The organism is Streptomyces parvus (assembly GCF_014648875.1).
In the GTDB taxonomy this organism is placed as follows: domain Bacteria; phylum Actinomycetota; class Actinomycetes; order Streptomycetales; family Streptomycetaceae; genus Streptomyces; species Streptomyces parvus.
This window is the reverse complement of record NZ_BMRY01000009.1, coordinates 62,843-85,598: the sequence shown is the minus strand read 5'-3', so window position 1 is coordinate 85,598 and position 22,756 is coordinate 62,843. Positions and strand designations below refer to the sequence as shown.

General features: G+C 71.4%; 23 protein-coding genes and 1 pseudogene. 9 read left to right on the top strand and 15 right to left on the bottom strand.

Going from position 1 to position 22,756, the window contains the following annotated elements:
• Positions 1-373: 373 nt before the first annotated feature.
• From IE140_RS25620 to IE140_RS25605, 4 genes are all read right to left on the bottom strand, one after another.
• Positions 374-943 carry a tellurite resistance TerB family protein gene (locus tag IE140_RS25620; RefSeq protein WP_093435819.1) on the bottom strand — a complete coding sequence of 190 codons (570 nt, stop codon included), beginning with the start codon at positions 941-943 and terminating at the stop codon, positions 374-376.
• A gap of 75 nt (positions 944-1,018) precedes the next feature.
• Positions 1,019-1,675 carry a DedA family protein gene (locus IE140_RS25615; RefSeq protein WP_088573333.1) on the bottom strand — a complete coding sequence of 219 codons (657 nt, stop codon included), beginning with the start codon at positions 1,673-1,675 and terminating at the stop codon, positions 1,019-1,021.
• Between the two features lie 225 nt (positions 1,676-1,900).
• Entirely contained in the window at positions 1,901-2,263 is a 363-nt protein-coding gene (locus tag IE140_RS25610; protein ID WP_093435816.1) for a hypothetical protein, read from the bottom strand.
• 138 nt (positions 2,264-2,401) lie between these two features.
• On the bottom strand, positions 2,402-3,055 hold the full coding sequence (locus IE140_RS25605; RefSeq protein ID WP_150197715.1) for a TetR/AcrR family transcriptional regulator: 654 nt from the start codon (positions 3,053-3,055) through the stop codon (positions 2,402-2,404).
• A gap of 273 nt (positions 3,056-3,328) precedes the next feature.
• Between IE140_RS25605 and IE140_RS25600 the strand changes: the two genes are divergently transcribed.
• The 3 genes from IE140_RS25600 to IE140_RS25590 all read left to right on the top strand — a co-directional run bounded on the left by IE140_RS25600 (position 3,329) and on the right by IE140_RS25590 (position 6,526).
• On the top strand, positions 3,329-4,735 hold the full coding sequence (locus tag IE140_RS25600; RefSeq protein WP_189460735.1) for a lipase family protein: 1,407 nt from the start codon (positions 3,329-3,331) through the stop codon (positions 4,733-4,735).
• 261 nt (positions 4,736-4,996) lie between these two features.
• The gene (locus IE140_RS25595; protein ID WP_150193632.1) at positions 4,997-5,824 is read left to right on the top strand and encodes a class I SAM-dependent methyltransferase; all 828 of its coding nucleotides are present in this window, start codon (positions 4,997-4,999) and stop codon (positions 5,822-5,824) included.
• Positions 5,825-5,899: 75 nt separating this feature from the next.
• A complete protein-coding gene (locus tag IE140_RS25590; RefSeq protein WP_093435814.1) occupies positions 5,900-6,526 on the top strand; it encodes a class I SAM-dependent methyltransferase in 627 nt (208 codons plus the stop codon).
• A gap of 4 nt (positions 6,527-6,530) precedes the next feature.
• On the opposite strand, the gene IE140_RS25585 is transcribed toward IE140_RS25590, so the two are convergent.
• Positions 6,531-7,082, bottom strand: a complete 552-nt coding sequence (locus IE140_RS25585; RefSeq protein WP_093435811.1) for a GNAT family N-acetyltransferase — start codon at positions 7,080-7,082, stop codon at positions 6,531-6,533.
• 142 nt (positions 7,083-7,224) lie between these two features.
• Here IE140_RS25585 and IE140_RS36195 point away from each other — a divergent pair, with 142 nt between their 5' ends.
• Positions 7,225-7,896 carry a hypothetical protein gene (locus tag IE140_RS36195; RefSeq protein ID WP_229826902.1) on the top strand — a complete coding sequence of 224 codons (672 nt, stop codon included), beginning with the start codon at positions 7,225-7,227 and terminating at the stop codon, positions 7,894-7,896.
• Positions 7,897-7,916: 20 nt separating this feature from the next.
• Here IE140_RS36195 and IE140_RS25575 read toward each other — a convergent pair whose 3' ends face one another.
• From IE140_RS25575 to IE140_RS25540, 8 genes are all read right to left on the bottom strand, one after another.
• Positions 7,917-8,858 (bottom strand): sigma-70 family RNA polymerase sigma factor, encoded by a 942-nt coding sequence (locus IE140_RS25575; RefSeq protein ID WP_093435808.1) that lies wholly within the window; start codon positions 8,856-8,858, stop codon positions 7,917-7,919.
• A gap of 10 nt (positions 8,859-8,868) precedes the next feature.
• Positions 8,869-10,059, bottom strand: coding sequence for an NAD(P)/FAD-dependent oxidoreductase (locus IE140_RS25570; protein WP_093435846.1), 1,191 nt, complete (start codon positions 10,057-10,059; stop codon positions 8,869-8,871).
• A gap of 153 nt (positions 10,060-10,212) precedes the next feature.
• Positions 10,213-11,412, bottom strand: coding sequence for a hypothetical protein (locus IE140_RS25565; protein ID WP_150193631.1), 1,200 nt, complete (start codon positions 11,410-11,412; stop codon positions 10,213-10,215).
• A gap of 58 nt (positions 11,413-11,470) precedes the next feature.
• Complete coding sequence (locus IE140_RS25560; protein ID WP_150193630.1) at positions 11,471-12,727, bottom strand: sugar ABC transporter permease; 1,257 nt, start codon at positions 12,725-12,727, stop codon at positions 11,471-11,473.
• On the bottom strand, positions 12,724-13,620 hold the full coding sequence (locus IE140_RS25555) for an ATP-binding cassette domain-containing protein (protein WP_150193629.1): 897 nt from the start codon (positions 13,618-13,620) through the stop codon (positions 12,724-12,726). The genes IE140_RS25560 and IE140_RS25555 overlap by 4 nt, the downstream gene beginning before the upstream one ends.
• 74 nt (positions 13,621-13,694) lie before the next feature.
• Positions 13,695-14,774, bottom strand: a complete 1,080-nt coding sequence (locus IE140_RS25550; RefSeq protein ID WP_093435797.1) for an ABC transporter substrate-binding protein — start codon at positions 14,772-14,774, stop codon at positions 13,695-13,697.
• Between the two features lie 107 nt (positions 14,775-14,881).
• A complete protein-coding gene (locus IE140_RS25545) occupies positions 14,882-16,363 on the bottom strand; it encodes an FGGY-family carbohydrate kinase (protein WP_093435794.1) in 1,482 nt (493 codons plus the stop codon).
• Positions 16,364-16,421: 58 nt separating this feature from the next.
• Positions 16,422-17,477: a 2-hydroxyacid dehydrogenase gene (locus IE140_RS25540; protein WP_150193628.1), complete on the bottom strand. Its 1,056-nt coding sequence runs from the start codon at positions 17,475-17,477 to the stop codon at positions 16,422-16,424.
• A gap of 269 nt (positions 17,478-17,746) precedes the next feature.
• On the opposite strand from IE140_RS25540, the gene IE140_RS25535 reads away from it, so the two are divergent.
• From IE140_RS25535 to IE140_RS25515, 5 genes are all read left to right on the top strand, one after another.
• Positions 17,747-18,397, top strand: a complete 651-nt coding sequence (locus IE140_RS25535; RefSeq protein WP_189460732.1) for a histidine phosphatase family protein — start codon at positions 17,747-17,749, stop codon at positions 18,395-18,397.
• 5 nt (positions 18,398-18,402) lie between these two features.
• Positions 18,403-19,179 carry a DeoR/GlpR family DNA-binding transcription regulator gene (locus IE140_RS25530; RefSeq protein WP_093435786.1) on the top strand — a complete coding sequence of 259 codons (777 nt, stop codon included), beginning with the start codon at positions 18,403-18,405 and terminating at the stop codon, positions 19,177-19,179.
• A gap of 128 nt (positions 19,180-19,307) precedes the next feature.
• Positions 19,308-20,780 carry an FGGY-family carbohydrate kinase gene (locus IE140_RS25525; protein WP_150193627.1) on the top strand — a complete coding sequence of 491 codons (1,473 nt, stop codon included), beginning with the start codon at positions 19,308-19,310 and terminating at the stop codon, positions 20,778-20,780.
• A gap of 324 nt (positions 20,781-21,104) precedes the next feature.
• Positions 21,105-21,413, top strand: a complete 309-nt coding sequence (locus IE140_RS25520) for a GNAT family N-acetyltransferase (RefSeq protein ID WP_150193626.1) — start codon at positions 21,105-21,107, stop codon at positions 21,411-21,413.
• A 148-nt stretch (positions 21,414-21,561) separates the two neighbouring features.
• On the top strand, positions 21,562-21,867 hold the full coding sequence (locus IE140_RS25515; RefSeq protein ID WP_150193625.1) for a GNAT family N-acetyltransferase: 306 nt from the start codon (positions 21,562-21,564) through the stop codon (positions 21,865-21,867).
• 75 nt (positions 21,868-21,942) lie between these two features.
• Here the strand turns inward: IE140_RS25515 and IE140_RS25510 are convergent, their stop codons facing one another.
• Both IE140_RS25510 and IE140_RS25505 read right to left on the bottom strand, forming a co-directional pair.
• Positions 21,943-22,140: a hypothetical protein gene (locus IE140_RS25510; RefSeq protein WP_167533448.1), complete on the bottom strand. Its 198-nt coding sequence runs from the start codon at positions 22,138-22,140 to the stop codon at positions 21,943-21,945.
• 13 nt (positions 22,141-22,153) lie between these two features.
• Positions 22,154-22,484, bottom strand: a pseudogene (locus IE140_RS25505) (thiamine pyrophosphate-binding protein); the annotation flags it as partial.
• Positions 22,485-22,756 lie beyond the last annotated feature (272 nt).

Sequence of the window (22,756 nt, the reverse complement as noted above, 5' to 3'; positions counted from 1 at the left end):
AGCCACGCGGGATCTGACACCGCGCCGGTGTTACGTGAGCCACATGCCCGGAGGAGTACGGGGGCCCCGGCCAGGGCCGGGGCGCGGGGCCACGGGGCGGACCCGGCGGGGGAGTCAGGCGCCCGTCCCGCCGGGTCTCGGCCGCTACGCGGCGGGGGCCGGGTTGACCGTCACCCAGCCCGTGTCGTTGCCGCTCCCGCCGGGGCGTGGGATGCCCCGGCAGCCCGTTTGACGATCAAGGAACGCCCAAGGCTGTCCTGCGCCCCACTTGAACCGGACGGGCCGTCGGAGAAGAGCCCTGATCACTCCGACGACCCGTCAGACGGGTCCGCCGCCCGGCCACGAGGGCCGAGTCGGTACGGCACAGAATGGCTCAGAGGCCGAACTCCTGCGGGGAGACACCGAGCGCCGTGCACGCCTCCCGCAGAACCTGCGCCTCGGCCGGGGCGATGTACCCGTCCGCGCCGGCGATCACGAAGCCGGTCTGGACGACCGCCTTGGCCTCCACCGGCTTCTTCGCAGCCTTGGCGATCTCCTGCATGGCATCGGCCTTGCCCTGCTGGAAGTTGAACATCAGCTGGTCGACGTGCTTGTTGAACCGCTGCCGCAGCTGCTCGGGCGGGAAGTTCTGCAGGACGTCGTTCTGCAGGATCAGGTTCTCCACATGGTGCCGCTCGGCGGGGTCGACGGACCCGTCGGCGGCCGCGACCAGCGCGCACATCGCCATGCTGGCATCCCGGTAGGCCCCGCTCTTCAGCTCTGTCTTGAGAGAGCCGAGCTGCGACTTGAGCAGCCCGACCAGCTTCTCCTTCGAGCCCCCGGAGCCCCCCGAGGCGCCCGGGCTCCCTGTTCCCGGCTGCTGCTGACCGGCAGGGCCCCTCGCGCCCTGCGCCTGCTGCTGCAGCCCCTTGGCCTGGTCCTTGATGCGGTCCCACATTGCCATGCCTGCCACCTTGTCCATCGGTTCGATGGGCCGCGCACCGTACGCGGCCCCTTGAGGGTCATGTCGGTAGAACGGTCATACGTGGTTCGTCCGGCGCTCGTCCCGTCGGGCACGCACCCTGCGGACGACCCACACGACGAGCCCCGCGACGACCAGCCCGAGTACCACCTTGGAGAGCACCCCGACGTAACGCTCCACGAGGTCCCATTGGTCACCCAGCAGATATCCGGCCATCACGAGGACGAAGTTCCATATGAAGCTGCCCAGCGTGGTGAAGAGAACGAAGATCGGCAGGGGCATCCGCTCGACGCCCGCCGGGACGCTGATCAGGCTGCGGAAAATCGGAATCATCCGGCCGAAGAAGATGGCCTTCCTGCCGTGCTTGAGGAACCATCGCTCGGTCTTCTCCAGGTCGGACACCTTCACCAGAGGGAGCCGCTCCCACAGGGCGTACATGCGTTCCCGGCCGAAGAGCGCCCCGATCCAGTAGAGCGCGACAGCGCCCACCACCGACCCCAGCGTCGTCCAGAAGAGGGCGGAGAACAGGCTGATCACTCCCTGCCCCGCCGCAAAGCCCGTCAGCGGCAGAATGATCTCGCTCGGCAGCGGAGGGAAGAGGTTCTCCAGGGCGATCGCCAGCCCGGCCCCGGGGCCGCCCATGGTGTCGACGAGGCTGGTCGCCCACCCTGCGATGCCGCTCGTCGGTTCCGAGGCGAGGGGGAAGTGGTACATGTACGTCTGCTCCAGGACTGAGTCATAGGTTTCGGGTATCCCGTACGGCCCGCAGCGCGAAGGAATTCCACGGTCCACGGACTGAGAAAGGGCTCAGAAATATGAAAGACGAAATAGGGAACGCGCATGCGTGATGCGGCGGAAAAGGGTGCGTCGACCCATGTCTGCGAGCGGAGGATCAGCGCTCGCATTCCGGGCGATCACCGGGTGAAGGGACGGCCTCGCTCAGCAGCGAAGGATCAGGGCCCGGGCAGGGCTTTGCGACCCCGATGACGAAGCATGGTGCCGGGAGACGCCGGCCGAGCAGTCGTGCAGATCCGGTACCGAGGAAGGAACGCCTGCCTGAACGGGGGACGAAGCCGTCGTGCTTCCCGCCTTGTGGCGCTGCTGGAGAGTGACGTCACCGTCCATGCCGTCCAGCGCGGCATTCGGCCCCGAGGTGTCGAACACGGACACGGCGTGAGTCGGGGAATGCGCTGCCGCGCCGACGGTCCCCAGGGACTGGGAGGAGGAGCCGAGGGCGAAGGCGGAAATCATCAGGAGCACGGCGATACCGGCGTAGAGGGCCAGCATCTCCCTGCAGCGCATTCCTACGCTCCTTGTCCCGGTCGATTCGGCCCGTAGAACGAACTGTGTAAGCCGCTCGGCGAATTACCGCCGCAGGCTGCACTCTAACAGCCCGAACTGAAGCGAACCTGAAGCCCATTTCGCCCAGCGGTCACAGGGTCAGTACGGCAGGCCCTCCGCCGCGGCCCGCAGCGCGGCCAGGACGCATGCCGTGATCTCCTCACCCGACGCCTCGGGATCGTCCGCGTAGCGATGCGCGAACTCCTCCGCCGCCGCGCGCAGCGCGCCGTTGACCGTCGCCGCGTGCACCTTCGTGCGCAGGTCGTCCGCGCTGCCGCCGGATCTCCGGGCGAGCAGTTCCGCGAGCACCGGCAGGGCGTCGTCGTGGGCCTGCAGCCAGACGGCCCGGAGCGCGGGCTCCGTGGATGTCATACGGATCAGATCGAGGATGGCCGGGGCCGCCGGGGGCAGGGTGCCGCTCCGGCCGGCCCGCGTCACGAAGTCCACCAGCGTCATCCCGGACGGCCATGCGGCCAGCTGGTCCACGGCGAACTGGAGCCCCGCCGAGAGCACGGGCAGGACGCAGCTCTCCTTGGTGGGGAAGTGCCGCCACAGCGTGCGGGACGAGATGCCCACGGCCCGGGCGATCTCCTCGCCCGTGGTGCCGGTGACACCCTGCGAGGTGAACAGGCGAACCGCCTCGCCGGCGATCTCCAGGCGGAGGGAAGCCCTGCGCCGCTGGGCCAGCGACGGCTTGCCGACGGCCCCCGCCTTGAGTCCGACCGCCTTGAACCCGCCCTCTGCGGAAGGCAGTTCGTGCACCTTCGCCCCCGGCTTCCGTTCCCGTCCCTGGCCTCGTTCCGTCCCGGCAGCATAGCGACCGATGGAGAAAATGGCGTACGCAGACGTCTTGTCACTGAGTGACACGCAGACCTACGCTGCCGTAACTGACCGGTAAGTAACAAGGCTGCTCCGAAGGGGACTCGGCGTGCGCCGCCACCCCCTTCTCCCCTCCTCCCACAGGCTCGGCCGCCCCGGCCGCCTTCACAACCCTCAACCCTCCGTACGAGAAACGAGGAACACACCGTGAGCCGCACGAGAACCCGTTTCCGTTCCACCGCCACCGCCACCGCCACCGCCACCGCTGACCTGGGCTCCGGCCAGGGCGCCGCCCTACGCCTCCTGGCCTGCGCCCTGGCCGCCGGAACCGCCTGCGCGGGCCTGTCGGCCGTCCCGGCATCCGCGGCCGAGACCCCTCCCGTGGTCTCCCGGGGAGTCACCATCCCGGAGTTCTACACGCCCCCGGCCGAACTGCCCGCCACCAACGGTACGTTGATCCGCACCGAGGCCCTGCCCCTCGGGTTGGACATCCCCGGCCTCGACGGCCGCCCGATGCCCGGCACCGCGACCCGCCTCATGTACAAGTCCACCGACTCGTCCGGGCAGCCCGTCGCCGTGACCGGTGCCTACATCGAGCCCTCGGCAGCGTGGAAGGGATCCGGTCCGCGCCCCCTGGTCGCCGTCGCCTCGGGCACCATGGGCCAGGGCGACCAGTGCGCGCCCTCCTTCGCCCTGCAGCACCCGCTCACCCTCAGCGGCGACACCGTCTCCGTGGGGTACGAGGCGCTGACCATCTACCGGATCCTGGCCACCGGGGCGGCCGTCGTCGTCACCGACTACGTGGGCCTGGGCGCCACGGACCGCCTGCACACCTACGTCAACCGTCTCGACCAGGGACACGCCCTGCTGGACGCGGCCCGCGCCGCCCGCTCCGTGCCCGGCGCCTCGGTCACCGCTGCCTCCCGGACCGGCCTGTACGGCTACAGCCAGGGCGGCGGCGCCAGCGCGGCGGCCGCCGAACTCCAGCCCTCCTACGCCCCCGACGTACCGCTCGCCGGGACCTACGCCGGCGCTCCGCCCGCCGACCTGACCTCGGTCATGAAGGGCATCGACGGCAGTGCGCTCGCCGGTGCGCTGGCCTGGTCGATCAACGGTTTCGCCCAGTCCGACCCCGACCTGCGCGCGGTCGTCGAGGCGAACATCAGCACCACCGGGAAGGCGGCCCTGGCGGACGCCTCCACCATGTGCGTCGGTGACGCGATCTTCGGCTACGGATTCACCAAGAGCAGCAAATGGACCACCAGCGGCAAGTCCATCGGAGAGATCATCGCCGCCGAGCCCCGGGCCCGGGCCGCCCTGGACAAGCAGCGCATCGGAACGCTCAAACCGTCCGGTCCCGTGCGTCTGGCCACCGGCGTCAACGACGACATCGTCCCTCACGCCCAGGCCCGCCGACTGGCGGTCGACTGGTGCCGCAAGGGCGGCGACATCACCTACGACGCCGTCGTCCTGCCGAATCTCGGTGACAAGATCCTCACCAACCACCTCGTGCCCCTCCTCACGGACCAGGGCGAGGCGATCGCCTGGCTGACCGACCGGCTCGCGGGCAAACCGTCCACCTCCAACTGCTGGTCCATGCCGATCCAGCCCTGAGCCCCGCACCGGCACTCCGCGCACCCCGGCGGGTGTCCCGCCGTGCACCGATCGGCCTCGGCCACGGCGAGCCTCGGCCGTACGGACGACGGCCGGTGAAGGATGACCGCGGGCGGCCCCGGTCCGGGGCCGCCCGTACCACCCTGTCGCGTGGAGAGGCCCGGCCATGGAACTGCCCGACGACCCCTCGACCCCCACCGTCGGCGACCGAAGGCCGGGACGGAACGAGGGCGCCCGGCCCGGTGCCGTACCGGTGACGCCGTGAACTCCTCTCCTCCCGGGGGTGCCCCGGGCGAGGGCCGCTACGGCGAGGCGTTCTTCCGCCCCGACCGGGCCGGGGAGGCCGAGCGCATCGACTTCGGTGCGCTCGCCTACGACGACATCACGATGGCCCGGCTGCGAGCGCTCGGCGCCGGACCGGGGTGGAGCTGCCTCGACATCGGAGCCGGCACCGGCACCGTCTGCCGCCGGCTGCTGGGCGAGGCCGGGGTGGCGAGCGTGCTCGCCGTGGACCGCGACGTACGGTTCCTGGACGCATGCCCCGCCCCTGGCCTCCGGACGCTTCAGGCGGACGTCACCGACCCCGGTTTCGCCCCCGGCTCCTTTCAGCTCGTGCACGCGCGGTTCGTCCTGATGCATCTGCCCGAGCGGGACCGCCTGATCGGCACGCTCGCCGAACTCCTCGCGCCCGGCGGTGTGCTGGTGCTCAGCGACGCCGTCGACCTGACCAGCGAGCGGGGACCGGCCACCCCGTACACCACGGCGATGCGGGCGATGTGGCAGGGACTGCGGGCCACCATCGGCACCGACGTCTCCTCCGTCCCGGCGTACCCACACCTCCTGCGCGGGGCGGGGCTCGACCAGGTGGCAGCGGAGATCCACGTGCCGCCGCTGGTGCCGGGCAGCGCCATCAGCCGCTTCTGGGCCGACACCTGGCAGCGCAGCAGGCAAGCCATGCTCTCCACCGGCCTGATCGACGACGCGGGCATCGACGCCGCGGTCCGGTACCTGGAGAGCGACGCATGCGCCGCGCTGTCGGCCGGGATGCTCACGGCGTGGGGGTGGAAGCCCGGAGGAACCACCGGATGACCGCACGGGGCACCGTGCGGTCGGCTCGTTTATGCTCCCGCTGGGGGGCGGGCGAACCGGAAGGCATGCGGATACATGACAGGGCAGCGCGACCGTTGGGCGGAACTGACCGGTGGACAGGCGGGGGAGGAGTACGCGCGGCGATTCGCCCGGCTCGCCGCATCGGGCCATGACGTCCACGGCGAAGCCACTTTCTGCACCGCGCTGCTGAAGCCCGGGGCCCGCGTGCTCGACGCGGGCTGCGGCACCGGCCGTATCTCGATCCGCCTCGCCGAACTGGGCCACCACTGCACCGGCGTGGACGTCGACTCCTCGATGCTGGCCGTCGCACGCCGCGAGGCTCCCGCACAGGACTGGCTCCTCGGTGACCTGGCCCGGCTGGACACCCTCGGCCTGGGGGCGGACTTCGACCTGGTGCTCGCCGCCGGCAACGTCATCCCTCTGCTGGCCCCTGGCACCGGAGCGGCGGTCGTCGGGCAACTGGCCGGCGTACTGCGCCCGGGCGGTCTCCTGGTGACGGGCATGGGGCTGGACGCCGCCCACCTGCCTCTGGAGGAAGCACCGGTGACCCTTTCCGAGTTCGACCAGTGGTCCACCCGGGCCGGACTGACCCTGCGGCAGCGCTACGCGACCTGGAGCGGCGACCCCTACAACGACGGCGGTGGCTACGCGGTCAGCGTGCACACCCGCCCGGCCGCCTGACCCCTCACCGGTGACGGGGTGCGACCGGGCGCCACTCGCCGAACCACTGCTCCGCGCCGAACTCCTCGAACCGGGACACCTCGGTGAAACCCAGCTTCAGAGCGAGGCGCGCAGAAGGGACGTTGGCGATCTGGGTGCAGAGCACCACCGGCTCACCGGGGCGCGCGACGGCGAACCAGTCGAGCGCGGCGGCGCAGGCCTCGGTGGCGTACCCCGAACCCCATGCCTCCGGCAGGAACATGTAGCCGAGTTCGGTGCGGCCGCCCTCCGGACGGAGCCCGCCCGGACGCTCGGCGTCCCGCTGTTCAAGGGTGACCGTGCCGATCATCGCTCCATCGAGCTCCACGACGAAAACGCCGGGCCGCCGCCCCGGCACCTCGGGGACGGCACGTTCGAGCTCGTCCCGCGGATGGGGGCCACCGAGATAGGCACGCACTTCCGGCGACGCGAACAACTCGACGAACGCCGCACGGTCCCGGGCCTCGGACTCACGGAGCACGAGCCGTGCTGTTTTGATCGGGGCGGGTGGCCAGGTGTACGAGTCGAGTCCCGTCATGACAGGAATCTAGCGCACACTCTCTGCGCGGACGAGGGTGGCTCCATGGCCCAACAGGGCCCGGCGCCTGCCGGGTTGGGCCATGGAGCCACCCACAGCTCTCGGCCCCGACCGACCGCACGACGCCACTGGAGCGACCCGCATGCCCACCCGCGTACACATTCTCGCCCGCCGACCACTGACGCCCGAGGCGATCGCGGAGTTCGTCGCACTGCCGACAGGGCCACCGGTGGGCGACGACTTCGAAGCCCTCGACGTGGAACTGGCACGCCGTGGATGGGACTGGGAGCACGAACTGGTCTGCGACTCCTTCCGCACGAAGCACGGACACGTGCTCTGCTCCGACGACCGGAACCCCTTCGGACAGACCGACGCCCGAAGCTTCCTCGTGTTCGGAGAGCTGTACCCCTTCGACGAACACGACGACAGCATGGCCAACGCGCCCTGGCTGCGCGGAAAGATGGATCTCTGGTGCGGGACGACGGGCTGGGAACGCCGCGAGCCCTGCACCGAGCAGGACTGCGAGGCCACCCTCGCGCAAGCCGCCCAGGCCGTGACCGGACATCTGGGCGCGGGCCCCGAGCGGACCCTCCTGTCCGACGCCGCCGTGGTCACCGGTCCGGCGATGACGCACCGCGTCTGGCGCACCCCCGCCCATGCCCTGGTCCTCGGCCCGGCGGCCGACAACGGCCCCTACGGCTACCTCACCCACCTCCAGCTGTCCCTCACCCCTCTGAGCTGCGCGCCCGAACTGCCGCCCGCAGCCGACGAGAAGGCGCTCGAGGCGTGGATCACCGCACACATCGACTGGTGACCGTCCGGCAACGCCCCCGCTCACCACGCGTCGACGACCGGCACCCCCGGGTCGTGCCGCCGCCATGCCTCGTCGAGACGCGTGAGACGCTGCGCCGCGGCGATGCCGTACAGGGCGGAGACCTTCCCGTCGCCGACGTCGAACGCCACGGCCCCCACGACCCGCTCCCCGACCACGGCGATGACGGCCGGGGAGCCGTTGACCCGCGCGAGATACATCGTCGTGGGGCCACCGGCCAGCCGGCGCTTCGCCGGGGTGGGCTTGAACCCGGCCCGTACGAAGGAGGCGACCCGCTCGGGCGTCCGGTACCGCAGCAGCCGCCTGGCCAGTCCCGCGCCGTCCGAGACCGCCGTCACGTCGTCGGTGAGCAGCGCCACCAGCCGGTCGGTGCGCCCCGACGTGGCGGCGGCCAGGAACTCCTCGACCACCCGCCGCGCCGCCGCGGGGTCGGCCGCACCGCCGCTGCGGCGGCGTTCGTCCGCGAGCCGGGTCCGGGCCCGGTGGGCGTGCTGCTGGCTCGCCGCCTCCGTGATGTCGAGGATCGCGGCGATCTCGGCGTGGCTGTACGCGAAGGCCTCCCGCAGGACGTACACGGCCCGCTCGTTCGGCGAGAGGCGCTCGACGAGGGTCAGCACGGCCAGGGACACCGACTCCCGCTGCTCGAACGTGTCGGCGGGACCGAGCATCGGGTCGCCGTCCAGGAGCGGTTCGGGCAGCCACGCACCGGCCGTCCGCTCGTGACGCGCCTGCGCCGAGCGGAGCCGGTCGAGACAGAGACGGGTGAGGACCTTGGTCAGCCACGCCTCCGGCACCTCGATCCGCGCGCGGTCCGCGGCCTGCCAGCGCAGGAAGGTGTCCTGCACGGCGTCCTCGGCGTCGGCCGCCGACCCGAGCAGACGGTACGCGAGCGAGGCCAGCCTGCCCCGACCGGCCTCGAACGTGTCGACCGCTGCGCTGTCCATGCGAAACAGCCTAGGCGGCGACCCGCACAGCGGCCCGGTCGGACGCCGGAGCCGGCCGCCGCCTGCGCGTCGGCAGGCCGAACGTAGGGTGGGCGATGCCCCATTCGGCCCCCTTGAGAATCCCCGACTTGAGCCGCGCGGCCGTCCGGCCGCCCAGGTACCAGGGCTTCGACCGGACGTCCTCGCCCACCATCTGGAAGATGGCGTCCCGGCGGCCGAGGCTGATGTGGTTGCCGAAGTACTTCAGCCCGGTGACCGGAACCTCGTCGCCCGTCAGACGCGCGATGATCGCGGCGGTCGCCTGCATATTGGTGAGCCCCGCCGAGGCGCAGGACATCGGCAGAGGCCGGCCGTTCTCGCCGATCGCGTAGGCGCAGTCGCCGGCGGCGTAGACGTCCGGGTGCGAGACCGAACGCATGGACCGGTCGACGACGATCTGCCCGGTGGCGGCGACCTCCAGGCCGGCGGCCGCCGCGATCGGGTGCACGGCGAACCCGGCCGACCACACGGTCACCCCGGCCGGCAGGACCGTACCGTCGGCGGTGATCACCCGGGCCGGCTCTACGGCTGCGACCGCGGTGTGCTCGTGCACGGTGACGCCGAGCCGGTCGAACGCTTCCCGCAGATGACGCCGTGCCCTGGGGGAGAGCCAGGCGCCCAGCTCGCCCCGGGCGGCGAGCGCGACCGAGAGACCGGGCCGCGACTCGGCCAGCTCGGTCGCGGTCTCGATACCGGTCAGCCCCTCGCCGACGACCAGGACGGACCCGCCCTCGCCGAGGTCGTCCAGGCGTTCCCGCAGACGCAGCGCCGAGCCCAGACCCGTCACGTCGAAGGCGTACTCGGCCACGCCGGGGACACCGTGGTGGGCGGCGGAGCTGCCGAGTGCGTAGAGCAGAGTGTCGTAGGACAGTTCCCCGGGCCCGTCCTCGCCGGTCACGGCGACCGTCCTGCGCTCGGGGTCGAGACCGGTCACCCGGGCCAGGCGCAGCCGCACCCCCGTGCCCGCGAACACGTCCGCGAGCTTGCGGCGCGCGATGTCCTGCCCGGCCGCCACCTGGTGGAGCCGCATCCGCTCGACGAAATCGGGCGCGGCGTTGACGACGGTGATCTCGGTGTCGGCGGGGGAGAGCCGGCGGGCCAGATTCCCGGCGGCGAAGGCCCCGGCGTACCCGGCGCCGAGGACGACGATGCGGTGCTTCATGAGCGTCATGACGGGCTCCTGTCTCGTTCGCGTACCCCTAGAACGGGACAGCCCTCCGATTGCTGACAGAACACGGATGTGACGCGGGTCACCAGGGAGAGGTGGTGCGGGCCCGCCGATGTCACCCGCGCCGCGGAACGTGCCGGGACAAGCTCAGCGAGCGGGTCCCCGCACCGCGAACGGGTTCGGCACCGCACCCGTCCACCGGTGCAGCACCGCCCGGCCGGTCTGCAGCGTGGTCCCCCCGGAATCGACCGTGCCGGCCTCGGCCACGTAGTAGCGGCCGTCGTCCAGCGAGACCAGACCGTACTGACCGCCCGACTCGTAGCCGTACACACCGGACGGCTCGTGGTGCAGCCCGCGCGGGAGAAGGGAAAGGATACGGCCGGACTCGGGGCGCGGCTGCCCCTTCACCTCACCCCGGCGGGCGGGCTTCGAGCCGTCCAGCACATAGAGCCCGTAGTTGGGGAAGGCCGCCTTCTTGCCCTTGTACACGGCCATCAGCCAGTTGCCGCTGTCCCCGTCGTACTCCAGGTTCTGGACCCCGTAGGTGGTGTTGCCGGTGTAGGCGAAGAACTTGCCGTCGGGAGATGCCGGGCCGCTGGTGTGCAGCGCGTCCTCGCCGAGCGGCCGCTCGTACTTCCGCCAGTCGCGCACGTCGTACTGGAGCAGCACCTGGTGGTCGTTATCGGTGCGGGTGGTGTTGGAGTACACCCCGTACGCGACCGTGAGCCGTACGCCGCCCCTGCCGTTCAGACCGGGACCGAAGGCGACGCCGTCGATCCCGCTGCAGCCGTAGCGGTGGTCGGGAGTGTTGCCGGTGTCCCCGTCGAAGACCCCGTCGCCGTTCATGTCGGCGGTGTAGTCCCGCACGACCTCCCGGAGATGGACGGTGGAGAGCACATCGGTGGTCCGGGCGTCCATGTTCATCCGGGTGATCTGGGACCCGTCGAAGATCGCCACATAGAAGGCCTGGGCCGCCTTGTACTCCAAGGAGCCGTACACCCGCCCGTCCGCGCTGTTGAAGTCCAGATCGCCCAGGTGTCCGGTGAGACCGGTGACCGAACCGATCGGTCTGCCCGCCAGGTCGGTCTTGACCAGCAGATTGGTGAAGGAGAAGTACATGTGGCCCCGGCGGCGGTCGATGGCTGTGCCCTGGAGATGCCCGGACGACCAGGCCCCGCCGTCCACGGAAGCGGGCGGGCGGAAGGAGGAGGACGGCGACGCGGACGGGGACGGTGACGGTGACGGTGTACGGGCGTGGGCCGTGCCCCCGCCGACCGCGAGGGCGGCCGACGCGAGGACGGCGGACAGGAGCAGGGTGGCGACGTGCGTGCGTGCTCGGCTTCGCATGGTTCCTCCGAGATCGTGATCCTGGGGTGTGCGGGCGTTGCCGGATACGAACGGTGTCTCAGGCCCTGCCGTGGGAGACCCGCGACCGCCGGGCGACCGCGTCCAGCGACACCGCCAGGAGCAATACCCCGCCGGTGACCATGAAGCGGTAGGCGGAGTCGAGATTCAGCAGAGTGAGTCCGCTGGAGATGGACTGGATCACGAGGACGCCGAGCAGAGCGGCGAACGCGGTGCCCCGGCCGCCGAACAGACTGGTGCCGCCGATGACGGCCGCGGCGATGGCGTTGAGATTGACGTCACCGCCGCCGCTGCTCTGGTTGGCCGCCGCGAGCCGCGAGGCGGAGAGCATCCCGCCGATGCAGGCGAGCGTCGTGCACAGCACGAACGCGGTGGTGAGGACGGCCTTCACGTCGACGCCCGCACGCCGGGCCGCCTCCATGTTGCCGCCGACCGCGTACATCGACTTGCCGAACGAGGTGCGGGACAGGACGTAGTGCAGCGCCAGCACCAGAGCCAGGAAGAACACGAACATCCAGCCCACCCCCCGGTCCCGGTTGAGATACCAGACCGCCGCGCCGAGACCGGCCAGCAGCGCCAGGCTCCGCCCGACGAGCAGCCGCCGGGACGCGGCGGCCAGGCCTGCCCGGCGGCGCTCCGCGGCACGGGCGGCACCGGTCGCGTACAGGACCGCCGCGCCCACGACGACCAGCGTGTACGCCAGCCAGGGCGGCAGGAACTGGAGCTGGGCGAAGGCCACGAGACCCGAGTCGAAGGGCAGATTGATCGAGCCCTTGGGCCCGAGGATCCACAGCTGCACACCGAGGAACCCGAGGAGGCCGCCGAGGGTGATGACGAAGCTCGGCACCCCGATCCGGTTGTGGACCTGGGCGTAGAACCAGCCGATCAGAGCCGCGAGGGCCAGCGACGCGGTGACGGCGAGCCAGGCCGGCAGCCCCCGGTCCACGAAGAGGACCGCCAGGACGGCGGCGCTGAGTCCGCTGACCGAGCCGACCGACAGATCGATCTGGCCGACGAGGAGAACGCAGACGACCCCCAGGGCGATGATGCCGACCGGCACGCTCTCGAGGGCGAGGTTCGTGAGGTTCGCGCTCGAAAGGAAGACCGGGTTGAGGATCTGCATGACGACCCAGATCACGACGAGACCGGCGAGGACGGGCAGCAGGCCGAGGTCCCCGCCGCGCAGCCGGTCCGACACCGTCCGTCGGCGACTTCGTGCCCGGCCGGACCAGGTCGTCGGCTTGCCGGCCCCGGCGGGGGCGAGTTCCGGGCTCGTGACAGCGGCCGGCTCCGTCATGATGCGTCCCCCTTGTGCGCCGTTTCCGTACCGCTGTCCGCTGGTCGCTCGCCCCCGGCCCGCTCGCCCCCGGCCCGGACGCTCCGGTCGCCCATGGCCCGGTCCCGTCCGGCGCGGCGGCTGACCACGTTGTCCGTGGCCCCGGTGATGGCGGCCACCAGGTCCGCCGCCGTCGCCTCGGCCGCGTCGAAGACGCCGTTGTTCCGGCCGAGCCGCAGGACGGCCACGGTGTCGGCGACGGCCCGTACGTCGGCCATGTTGTGGCTGACCATGATGACGCCCAGGACGCGCTCCCTCAGCCGCTCGATCAGGTTGAGCACCTCCGCCGTCTGCGCCACACCCAGCGCGGCCGTCGGCTCGTCGAGGATGATCACCTTGGGGTCGCCCAACAGGGTCCGCGCGATGGCCACCGTCTGGCGCTGCCCGCCGGACAGGGCCGCGACCGGGACCCGTACCGAGGGGATCTTCGCCGACAGCTCCCCGAGAAGAGCGCGGGAGCGGACCTCCATGGTCACCTCGTCCAGGCGTAGCCCTCGCAACTCCCGTCCGAGGAAGAGGTTTTCGACCACGTTCAGGTTCTCGCACAGGGCGAGGTCCTGGAACACGGTCGCGATGCCGAGCCGCTGTGCCGTGGCGGGGGAGGGGATGGAAACGGTCCCGTGGCCGAAACCGACGGTTCCGGCGTCCGGCTGGTGCACTCCGGAGAGAACCTTCACCAGGGTGGACTTCCCCGCGCCGTTGTCGCCGACCAGGGCGACGACCTGCCCTGCGAAGACGTCGAGGTCGACATCGGTGAGGGCGGCGACGGCGCCGAAGGATTTGCTGATCCCACGCAGCGAGAGCAGCGGGCCTCCTGACGGCTCGTGAGGGGAGGACAAGGACTCAGCGGTCATGACCGGCCTTCCGAGGCAGGCGCGCAGACGGGCAGAAGGTCAGGCGGAGAGGGAGAGCGGAAGGGGGTCCGTGACTACGTGACGCCCACGTCGGCGCAGGCGGCCGCGTACGTCGCCGTGCACACCTCGGCGGTCTTCAGCGGCTTTCCGTCGCCCACCAGAACCTTCGCGATGTTCTCGCGGGTGACCACGGTGGGGGTGAAGAGTTCCGAGGGGGTGTCGAAGAGCGTGGTCTCGCCCTTGGGCTTCTTTCCCTGGGCGAAGGAGAACGCCGCGACGGCCGCGGCTTCCGCCACGGTCTTGATGGGCTTGGAGATGGTGTTGTACTGATCGCCCTTGATGATCCGCTGGGCGGCGGCGAGTTCGGCGTCGTTCCCGGTCACGGGAGGCACGGACACTCCGGCCGCCTTGAACGCGGCGATGGAACCGCCGCCCGTGCCGTCGTTCGCGGCCACCACTCCGGCGATCTTTCCCGGGAACTTACTGATCTGGCCGCTGACCCAGCTCTGCGCCTTCCCCGGCTCCCAGGCAGGGGTGTCGTACTCGGCGAGGAGCTTGAACCCGCTGGAGTCGACCGCGCTGTGTATGCCCTTCTTGATCAGGCCCGCCGCCGCGTCGGTCGGAGATCCGTTGACCTGGAGGAGGCCGCCCTCGGCCGAGGTGGCCTTGAGATGGTCCACCAACGACCGGCCGATCATGGCGCCGATCTTCTCGTTGTCGAAGGATACGTAATAGTCCGCCCTGACCGCCGGGATCGGCCGGTCGTACGCGATGACGGGGATACCACGGCTCTGTGCCGTACGGACTGTGCTGGCCGCGGCGGCGGAGTCCACCGGGTCGATCACGAGGACGTCGGCCCCCTGCGCGAGAGCGGAGTCGGCCTGCTGCTGTTGCTTCGAGGCGTCGCCGCCCGCGTTCTGGTAAAGCACCTCGCAACCGCCGCACAGATCCTTCATCTTGGCCTTGAAGAGCGGCGCGTCGTACAACTCGTAGCGGGTGGAGGCGATATCGGGCATCAGGAACGCGATCTTCGCGTCCTTCGACGACTTGCCCTCCGAGCGGCTGGGCTCTTTCGTCGAACAGGCGGCGGCGGAGACGATCACCGTCATCACCGACAGAGCCGCGGCGAACGATCTGACAGAGCGTTGCTTCACTGGAATCTCCCGGTCTTCAGGCGGAGAGCCTCCTTCGCGTCAAATTAACAGCGAGCATGTTATGAGTGTCAATGGTCATGTCATAAATAACAGAACAGGTGGGGTGCTCAGAGGGGCCCGGGGTGTCCGGCCGGCCGCGCGTGAGACCCCCACGCGGTCCGGGCCGTCGCCAACTCCGCCCGGTAGCGCTCGTATCCGTCCTCGTACAGCGCCCGGACGTCCTCGCGCGGATCGACCACCTGATGGCGTCCCGGCGGCGCCTCGTACCCGGGGGCCAGCGAGGCCCTGGCGACGGACACCACACCGAGCGCGCCGACCTGTTCCTCCAGCGGGATGCGTACGGGCCGGCCGAGGACATCGGCGATCAGCCGGGCCCACGTCAGCGACCGCGTGCCGCCGCCGCACAGGGCGAGGGTGCCGCTCAGCCCCGCCGCGTCCAGGCAGTGCCGGGCCGCGTAACCGATGGCTTCGCAGACGGCCCGGACCGCGTCCGCCCGGCCGGTCGCCAGGCTGAGCCCGTCGAGCCTGCCCTGCGCCGACGGCTCGACGAAGGGGGCCCGTTCGCCCGCCTCGGACAGGAAGGGGAAGGCGCGGACGCCCCGGGCGCCGGGCGGGCTGTCGACGAGCAGGGCGTCCACATCGGCCGTGGTCGCGCCGACGAGGGCGAGCACCCACTCCAGCGCCGCCGTCCCCACCATCGCCGGCATGGCCCGCAGCCACCGGTCCGGAGCCGGTGTGCACAGCCACATGCCGGCGGGCTCGGCGAGCGGATCGAGGTCGACCCGGTCGGTCAGCACCTGGCTCGCGAGGGTTGTACCGAGAATGAGGACGCCGTCCCCCACATCACGCACCCCGCTGCCGATCGCACAGGCCGGCAGGTCGTACGGCCCCGCCACGATCGGCAGCCCCTCGGGCAGACCAAGGAGTCGGGCACCGTGACCGTGGAGCGCGAGCACCGTGCCCGGGGCCGCGGGAGCCGGCAGCAGCCCCGCCCGCTCCGCCACCCCGCAAGCCGCCAGCGCCTCGGGCGCGTAACGCCGGGTACGGGGGTCGAGGAACGGCAGCGTCGCGTCGGAGGCGTCGAGGCACACCTGGCCGGTCAGGCGTTGGGCGACCGCGTCGACGCAGTACCCCGCGACGGCGGCCCGGTCCAGCGAGTGGGGCTCGTACTCATCGAGCCAGTTCAGCAGCGGGCCGTGGCACCCCGGGAACATCCCCGAGCCGGTGTGCGCGTACGCCGTGCCGATCGTGCCGTCCGCCAGCCAGCGGGTCACCAGGTCCGAGGCCCGCGCGTCCATCCACGAGATGGCGGGCCGCACCGTGCGGCCGCCGGAGTCCCGCAGCCACAACCCGTCCCCCTGCCCGGTGAGCGCCACGGAGTCCGGCAGCCGGCCCAGCTTCGCGGCGACCTCCCGTACGACGTCGCCGACACCGGACACGACATCGTCGAGATCCTGCTCGACGCGGCCGCCCGGCAGCATCTCCAGGTGCGAGCGCCGGCTCGCGGAGGCCAGGGCCCCGCCGCCCTCGTCGAACGCCACCGCCTTGGTGACCGACGTACCGATGTCCACGCCGATGATGGTCCTCAACCCCGCTACCTCCTGTGCGAGCCGATGGATTCCGGGGCGCCGGTGGCGAAGGCGGCCGTCAGGAACGGCCGTTCACCAGGACGTCCCCGTTCGCGAGATGCCGCAACTTTTCCCCCCGTACGAAGCGGCCGACCTCGGCGGCGGTGATGGCCGCCGCACGGTGCGCCGTCTGCCGCGTCGCGCCCGCGAGATGAGGCGTGGTGATCACGTTCGGTACGTCACGCAGGGCCCAGTCGGCGGGGATCGGCTCGATGTCGTACACATCGAGGGCGAGCGCCCCGAGAGCGCCGCTGCGCAGCAGCCGAGGCAGCGGAGCATGGTCGAGCAGCCCGGCGCGGGCGGAGTTGACCAGGACCGCCCCGGACGGCAGCAGCCCGAGACGGCGGGCGTCGAGCAGATGATGGGTCTCCTCGGTCAGGCGGGCGTGCAGGCTCACCACCGAACTCCGGCTCAGAAGGTCGTCCAGCTCGACGAGTTCGACACCGTCCGCCGCGACCGCCTCCGGATCGGCGTACGGGTCGGCCGCGAGCACATGCGCCCCGAAGGCGCGCATCACCCGCGCCACGATGCGGCCGATGGCCCCGTAGCCCACGAGCCCGACCGTGGCCCCGCCGAGCTCGCCGCCGACCTCCTCGTACGCGTAGAGATCGCCCCGCCAGACGCCCCGCTTCAACTCCGCGTCGGCGGCGGCGATGCGCCGCATCGCGGCGAGCATCAGCCCGACGGCGAACTCCGCGGCGGCAGGGGCGTTGCGGCCGGGGGCGAAGCTGACCCTGACCCCGTGTCGCGTGGCGGCGGCCAGGTCCACATTCACCGGCCCGCCCCGCGAGACGGCGACGAGCCGCAACCCGGGCGAAGCGGCGAACACCCGCTCGGTGAACGGGGCCATCTGCGTCACACAGACCGACGCCCCGTCCAGCGCCTCCACGAGCTCGTCCTCCGTACCGCTCGCCTCACGGACCTCCGCGACCGGACCGAAGGGCTCATGGGGCCAGGGGAGAGTCAGCTCCGAGAACTCCGGGAGCTCCCCGCCCGCGTGGGACAGCTCCTGACTCACCGCCGCGCGAATCAACGCGGGACGGACGAAGTGGTCGCCTGCGGCGAGGATGCGCATGACGTCGGATTCCTTCTGCGAGGAGAGCCGCTGGGGTGGATGCCGAGCAGGTCGGAGCCTTGATTCACGTCTGATCCGAACCTGATCCGAACCTGATCCGAGCCGTGAAGGGCCGGTTCCCGGCTGTGGAATTTCTGTTAAATTTAACAGCGCCTGCGTGAACCGGCAATGCACCCGGCCGACACGGGCCACGACAACCCGGCAACCCGGTGCGCTTCGCCTCGACTCGGCCCCGACCCAGCGGCCCCGACCCGGAAAGGGCGGTCTCCATGACCACTCGCCTCCTGCTCGTACGGCACGGCGAGACCGAGTGGCACGCGGAGAACCGGTACGCCGGCGTCACCGACGTCGCCCTGACACCCCGGGGCGTGGCCCAGGCGACCGGCCTCGGAGCCTGGGCCACGCGCAGCGGCGTGGACGCGGTCGCCTGCTCCCCCCTCAGCCGCGCCCGCCTCACGGCGAGTCCCGCGGCGGTCGGGCTGGGCCTTGCGGTGGAGGTCCAGGAGGGGCTGCGGGAAGTGGACTTCGGATGGGGTGAGGGCCGAACCATCGAGGAGATGGCCGAGGAGGACCCCGAAGCCGTACGTCGGTTCCGCGAGGACGCCGAATCCGGTGCCTTTCCCGGCTCCGAACCCGTCGCCCGTGCGGCGGCGCGGGCGACGGCGTCCCTGCGCGAGCTGGCGGACCGCCACCCTGGGGGCAGGGTGCTCGTCGTCGCCCACAACACCCTGCTGCGCATCGCGCTGTGCGAACTCCTCGGACTGCCGCTCGGGCGTTACCGGCGCATCTTCCCCCGGCTGGACAACGGGGCTGTCACGGAGATCGAGATCCGCGGCGCGGAAACGGCGCTGCGATCGCTCAACGTCCCCACAGCCCCGCCACCCGCCCCCGCGCCCGGTCCGAGCCCTGCGGGAGACTGACCCCCATGACCAAGAGATCCGCCGAAGAGCGCCGACGGCTCATCGCCGACCATGTGGTGGAGCAGGGCACGGCCACGGGTGCCGCCCTCGCCCGGCTCACGGGCGTGAGCCTGATGACCGTCCACCGGGACCTCGACGACCTGGCGCGGCAAGGGGTGCTGCGACGCTTCCGCGGCGGCGCGTCCGCCCTGCCCTCCACGGTGTTCGAATCGAGCCTCGACTACCGGCTCGGCGTGAACACGGCGGAGAAGAAGGCCGTCGCGCGGGCCGCCGCCGCACTGGTGGAGCCCGGCATGTCGGTGATGCTCGACGACTCCACCACCGTGCTCGTCATGGCGGGTCTGCTGGTCGACCTCGCCCCGCTCACCGTGGTCACCAACGCCCGCCGGGTGCTGGACGTCTTCGCCGGATGCGAGGGCATCCGCCTGATCGCCCTGGGCGGCGAGTACTCACGCACCCATGACTCCTTCCTCGGCATGCCCTGCGTCGAGGCGGTGGAGGCGCTCTCCGTCGACCTCGTCGCGGTCTCCACGTCGGCCCTCGACGCCAGGACGGCCTACCACCAGGAGCAGGACGTGGTGCTGGTCAAGCGGGCCATGCTCACGTCGGCGGCGACGAAGGTGATGCTCATGGACCACACCAAACTCGCCCGGACCGCGCTGCACCGGGTGGGTCCCGTCGGCGATCTGGACCATCTCGTGGTGGACGACGGAGCGGATGCCGAACTGCTGGGGAAACTCCGCGAACGGACCCGGGTCACGGTGGCGACCGTCGCATCATGAGCCCGCTCCTCCCACCACGATGGAACAGATGTTGACTTCACATACGGGCCATCACGGCGATGGACGGCCCTCTCCGACCGGTGGACCGGCGTGGACACGTGAGGCCCACGGGGAAGGACGCTCTCCGCATGAACAGTGAATCCCCTCGCTCCGCACCCCCCTCTCCGGCCGTGATCGGTATCGATGTGGCGACCGCGTCCGTCCGCGTGCTGTGCGTGGACGGACAGGGGCGGACACTCGCCGGGGCACGGGCGGATCTCCCGCCCGCCGTGCGGACCGCCGCGGGAACGAGCGAGCAGGACGCCCGGTCGTGGTGGCCCGCCGTACGGTCGGCCCTGCGCCGCGCCACGGCCGCGCTGCCCCGGGGCGGACGCGAGGTGATCGCGGTGGCCGTGTCCGCCACATCCGGCACCATCGTGCCCACCGGGACCGATGGCGAACCGCTCGGCCCGGCGCTGATGTACGACGACCGGCGTGCCGCCGACGTCAACGCCGAGGCCCAACGGGCGGGCAGCGCCCGGTGGGACGGGCTCGGGCTCTCGGTGGGCCCCACCGCCGCGCTCGGCAGGGCCGTGTGGTGCCTGCGAACGTACGGCTCCGCCCTGCACCAGGTCCTGCACACCCCCGAGGTCATCGGCCGCGAGCTGACGGGCCACCCTGTGCCCACGGACTGGAGCCACGCGCTCAAGTCCGGCTACGACGCCCGTGCGGGGGAGTGGGCGCACGAGGTCTTCGACGCCCTCGGCCTCCCGCTCGCCCTGCTCCCCTCCGTAGGCGCGCCCGGGACCGAGGCCGGGGTCGTCGGCCCGGAGGCGGCCGAGGCCACGGGCCTGCCCGAAGGGTGCTCCGTACGCCTCGGGATGACGGACGGCTGTGCCGGCCAGATCGCCACCGGGGCGGTCGAGCCGGGCCGGTTCGTGGGCGTCATCGGTACGACGTACGTCCTCAAGGGGGTGTCCGAGCACTTGGTGCGCGATGCGACCGGGGCGTTCTACAGCCACCGCCACCCCGACGGCTGGTGGCTCCCCGGCGGGGCGTCGAACACGGGAGGGGAGTGCCTGGCCGACGTCACCCCGGCCCGCCTGCCCGCGCTGGACGCAGCCGCGTCGGCCCGGGGTCCCGCGTCGTACGTGCGCTACCCGTTGCGCCGCGACGGCGAACGGTTCCCCTTCGTCTCCGGCGCGGCACGCGGCTTCGCACTGGGCCGCCCCTGCGACGAGACGGACGCCCACCGCGCCGCACTCGAGGGAGTCGCCTTCCTCGAACGCCTGGCCCTGGAACGGGTCGAGCGTCTGGGCATCCCGGTGCTCGGCCCCCTGCACGCGGCCGGCGGGGGCATCCGCAGCGCCGTGTGGACGGCGATCCGGGCCACCGTTCTGGGCCGTCCGGTCCGGGTCGTCGAGCGCGCGGAGACGGCGTTCGGCGCCGCACTGCTCGCCGCGGCCGGCACGCTCCACGAGAACCTCACGGCGAGCGCCGCCGCGATGGTGCGCACGGGGGCGCTCGTCGAGCCCGTGCCACGGGAACGCCCTGCCCTGGAGGAGTCTCACGGCCGCTTCGTGGCGGCGCTGCGCGAGCGCGGCTGGCTCCCCGACGACTGACGCGACCGCGCTCCGACGGCGCGAACACGGCCCGGGTGCTGTCTGCAGCCATCCACGGCGTGCCGCGTGCCGGGCGAGCTGAATACGGGTCGCGGCGTCGGAGCGTTCCAATGAGGCCCTGGATCCGGCGCTGGACGGTACGGCGCAGAATGAGCTGATGGCGGAAGGGGTGTCATGCGAATCCTGTGACGCAGGTGGGACATGCCGCAAGAGCGACAGCCTGGCCCGATCTTATGTTGATGGATCAACCTTCCTTGGTTAAGGTGAGGTCACGGTTGACGGGTATCCGTCGAACCGGTCGTGAGCAGGCTTCTGGGAGGAAACATGGCGGTCGAAGTGAGGGACGCGCCCGGGGCGAACCGCTATGAGGCGTACGTCGACGGGGAGTCCAAGCCGGCGGGCATCGCGCAGTACATCCGTACGGCGGAGCTCGTCGCGTTCGTGCACACCGAGGTCGAGCCGGCGTACGAGGGCAGGGGGGTCGGGTCCGCGCTGGCCCGAGCCGCCCTCGACGACGCTCGCACGGCGAACCTGCGGGTGCTGGCCACCTGCCCCTTCTTCGCGGGCTGGATCGCCCGGCACCCCGACTATGAGGACCTGCTGTACCAGTCCCGAAGCAGGGTCAGCGACTGAGGAAGCGGCTGGGAAGTCGGCTGCGAGGGCGCGGGGCGCCCGCCGCAAAGATAAGTTGATGCATCAACTGCATGGATGGCGGGCCTCCCCGGCAAGCCGCCACCCTTCAGGAGGGCGGCGGTGCGGCAGTCATCCCGAGGAGGGAACCATGGAAAGCCACGTGACGGACAACCCCGACGAATCGCGGTACGAGATCTCCGACGGCGGTGAGCGGGCCGGATTCGTCGAGTATCACCGATTCCGGGACGAGATCGCCTTCCTCCATACGGAGATCGACCCGCGGTTCGGCGGCCGAGGCCTCGGGGGTGCGCTGGCCCGCTCGGTTCTCGACGAGGCCAGGAAGCAGGAGCTCAAGGTGCTCCCCTTCTGTCCCTTCATCCGTGGCTGGCTCCGCAAGCACCCGGAGTACACCGACCTGGTGCCGGAGACGCAGCACGCGCGGTTCGGTCTCTGACGCGCCGGACGCCGGAGGGGGCGGGAGCGGGGCGCCTCCGCCGGCGGACGTGCCCCGCTCCCGCCTGATCCCGAATCAGTGGAGCCGGCGCTCGTGCTCCTCGGCGAGATCCAGGTTCGCGGACACGCCCCGCAGCGTCACCAACGCCCAGATCGCGGCGACGACCATCATCCCGGCGCCGGCGATACCGGTCACCATGGCCGCCTCGGTGAACGCTTCCTTCGCGGCCTTGAGGACGAGGCCCCCGGTGTCGCCGCCGACCTCTCCGGCCACGATCAGGGCTTCGGCCGGCGCCGATCTGGTGGGACGGGATGTGCCAGGCGATGGCGAGGACGGGCGCGCCCGAACGGTGTGCGTCGTACAGCCCCTGGATCAGGTGCGTGTTTCCCGGGCCGCAGCTTCCGGCGCACAGCGAGCCTGCCGGTCAGCTGTGCCTCCGCCGCCGCGGCGAACGCGGCCGCCTCCTCGTTCCGTACATGGACCCACTCGATGCCGTCCGTGCGGCGTACCGCGTCGACCACCGAATTGAGGCTATCGCCCACCACGCCGTAGATCCGCTCCGCTCCTGCCTGGCGCAGGACGTCCACCATCTGCTGGGCCACGGTCTGATTCCGTATCGCCGGACTGCTCCCTTCGATTTGCACACCTGTCTCGTGACGATCGGCGGCTAATATAGTTGACGCATCTACTTCATGGTGGCCCGGGCGCCGTCGTGCCGGAGGGGGATGTGGCCGAGGCCGGATCGGCCCGGTCGTGGAAGCCGTCGGCGACCGGGCCGCCGACAAGCGCGGAGGAGGGGTGATGTGTACCGTGCGTATGCCGTGGGCGACGGGCGTCGCCGGGAGGCGTCGGGCGGGGCGCAGAGAAGGCCGAGGCTTCTCCGCCGACC

Coding starts and splice junctions, on each gene's coding strand:
- IE140_RS25610 (WP_093435816.1), bottom strand. CDS start 2,263: ATGCGCTGCAGGGAGATGCTGGCCCTCTACGCCGGTATCGCCGTGCTC.
- IE140_RS25565 (WP_150193631.1), bottom strand. CDS start 11,412: ATGCGAAGCCGAGCACGCACGCACGTCGCCACCCTGCTCCTGTCCGCC.
- IE140_RS25620 (WP_093435819.1), bottom strand. CDS start 943: ATGGCAATGTGGGACCGCATCAAGGACCAGGCCAAGGGGCTGCAGCAG.
- IE140_RS25590 (WP_093435814.1), top strand. CDS start 5,900: ATGACAGGGCAGCGCGACCGTTGGGCGGAACTGACCGGTGGACAGGCG.
- IE140_RS25525 (WP_150193627.1), top strand. CDS start 19,308: ATGAACAGTGAATCCCCTCGCTCCGCACCCCCCTCTCCGGCCGTGATC.
- IE140_RS25560 (WP_150193630.1), bottom strand. CDS start 12,727: ATGACGGAGCCGGCCGCTGTCACGAGCCCGGAACTCGCCCCCGCCGGG.
- IE140_RS25540 (WP_150193628.1), bottom strand. CDS start 17,477: ATGCGCATCCTCGCCGCAGGCGACCACTTCGTCCGTCCCGCGTTGATT.
- IE140_RS25570 (WP_093435846.1), bottom strand. CDS start 10,059: ATGAAGCACCGCATCGTCGTCCTCGGCGCCGGGTACGCCGGGGCCTTC.
- IE140_RS25585 (WP_093435811.1), bottom strand. CDS start 7,082: ATGACGGGACTCGACTCGTACACCTGGCCACCCGCCCCGATCAAAACA.
- IE140_RS25520 (WP_150193626.1), top strand. CDS start 21,105: ATGGCGGTCGAAGTGAGGGACGCGCCCGGGGCGAACCGCTATGAGGCG.
- IE140_RS36195 (WP_229826902.1), top strand. CDS start 7,225: ATGCCCACCCGCGTACACATTCTCGCCCGCCGACCACTGACGCCCGAG.
- IE140_RS25575 (WP_093435808.1), bottom strand. CDS start 8,858: ATGGACAGCGCAGCGGTCGACACGTTCGAGGCCGGTCGGGGCAGGCTG.
- IE140_RS25535 (WP_189460732.1), top strand. CDS start 17,747: ATGACCACTCGCCTCCTGCTCGTACGGCACGGCGAGACCGAGTGGCAC.
- IE140_RS25615 (WP_088573333.1), bottom strand. CDS start 1,675: ATGTACCACTTCCCCCTCGCCTCGGAACCGACGAGCGGCATCGCAGGG.
- IE140_RS25555 (WP_150193629.1), bottom strand. CDS start 13,620: ATGACCGCTGAGTCCTTGTCCTCCCCTCACGAGCCGTCAGGAGGCCCG.
- IE140_RS25530 (WP_093435786.1), top strand. CDS start 18,403: ATGACCAAGAGATCCGCCGAAGAGCGCCGACGGCTCATCGCCGACCAT.
- IE140_RS25515 (WP_150193625.1), top strand. CDS start 21,562: ATGGAAAGCCACGTGACGGACAACCCCGACGAATCGCGGTACGAGATC.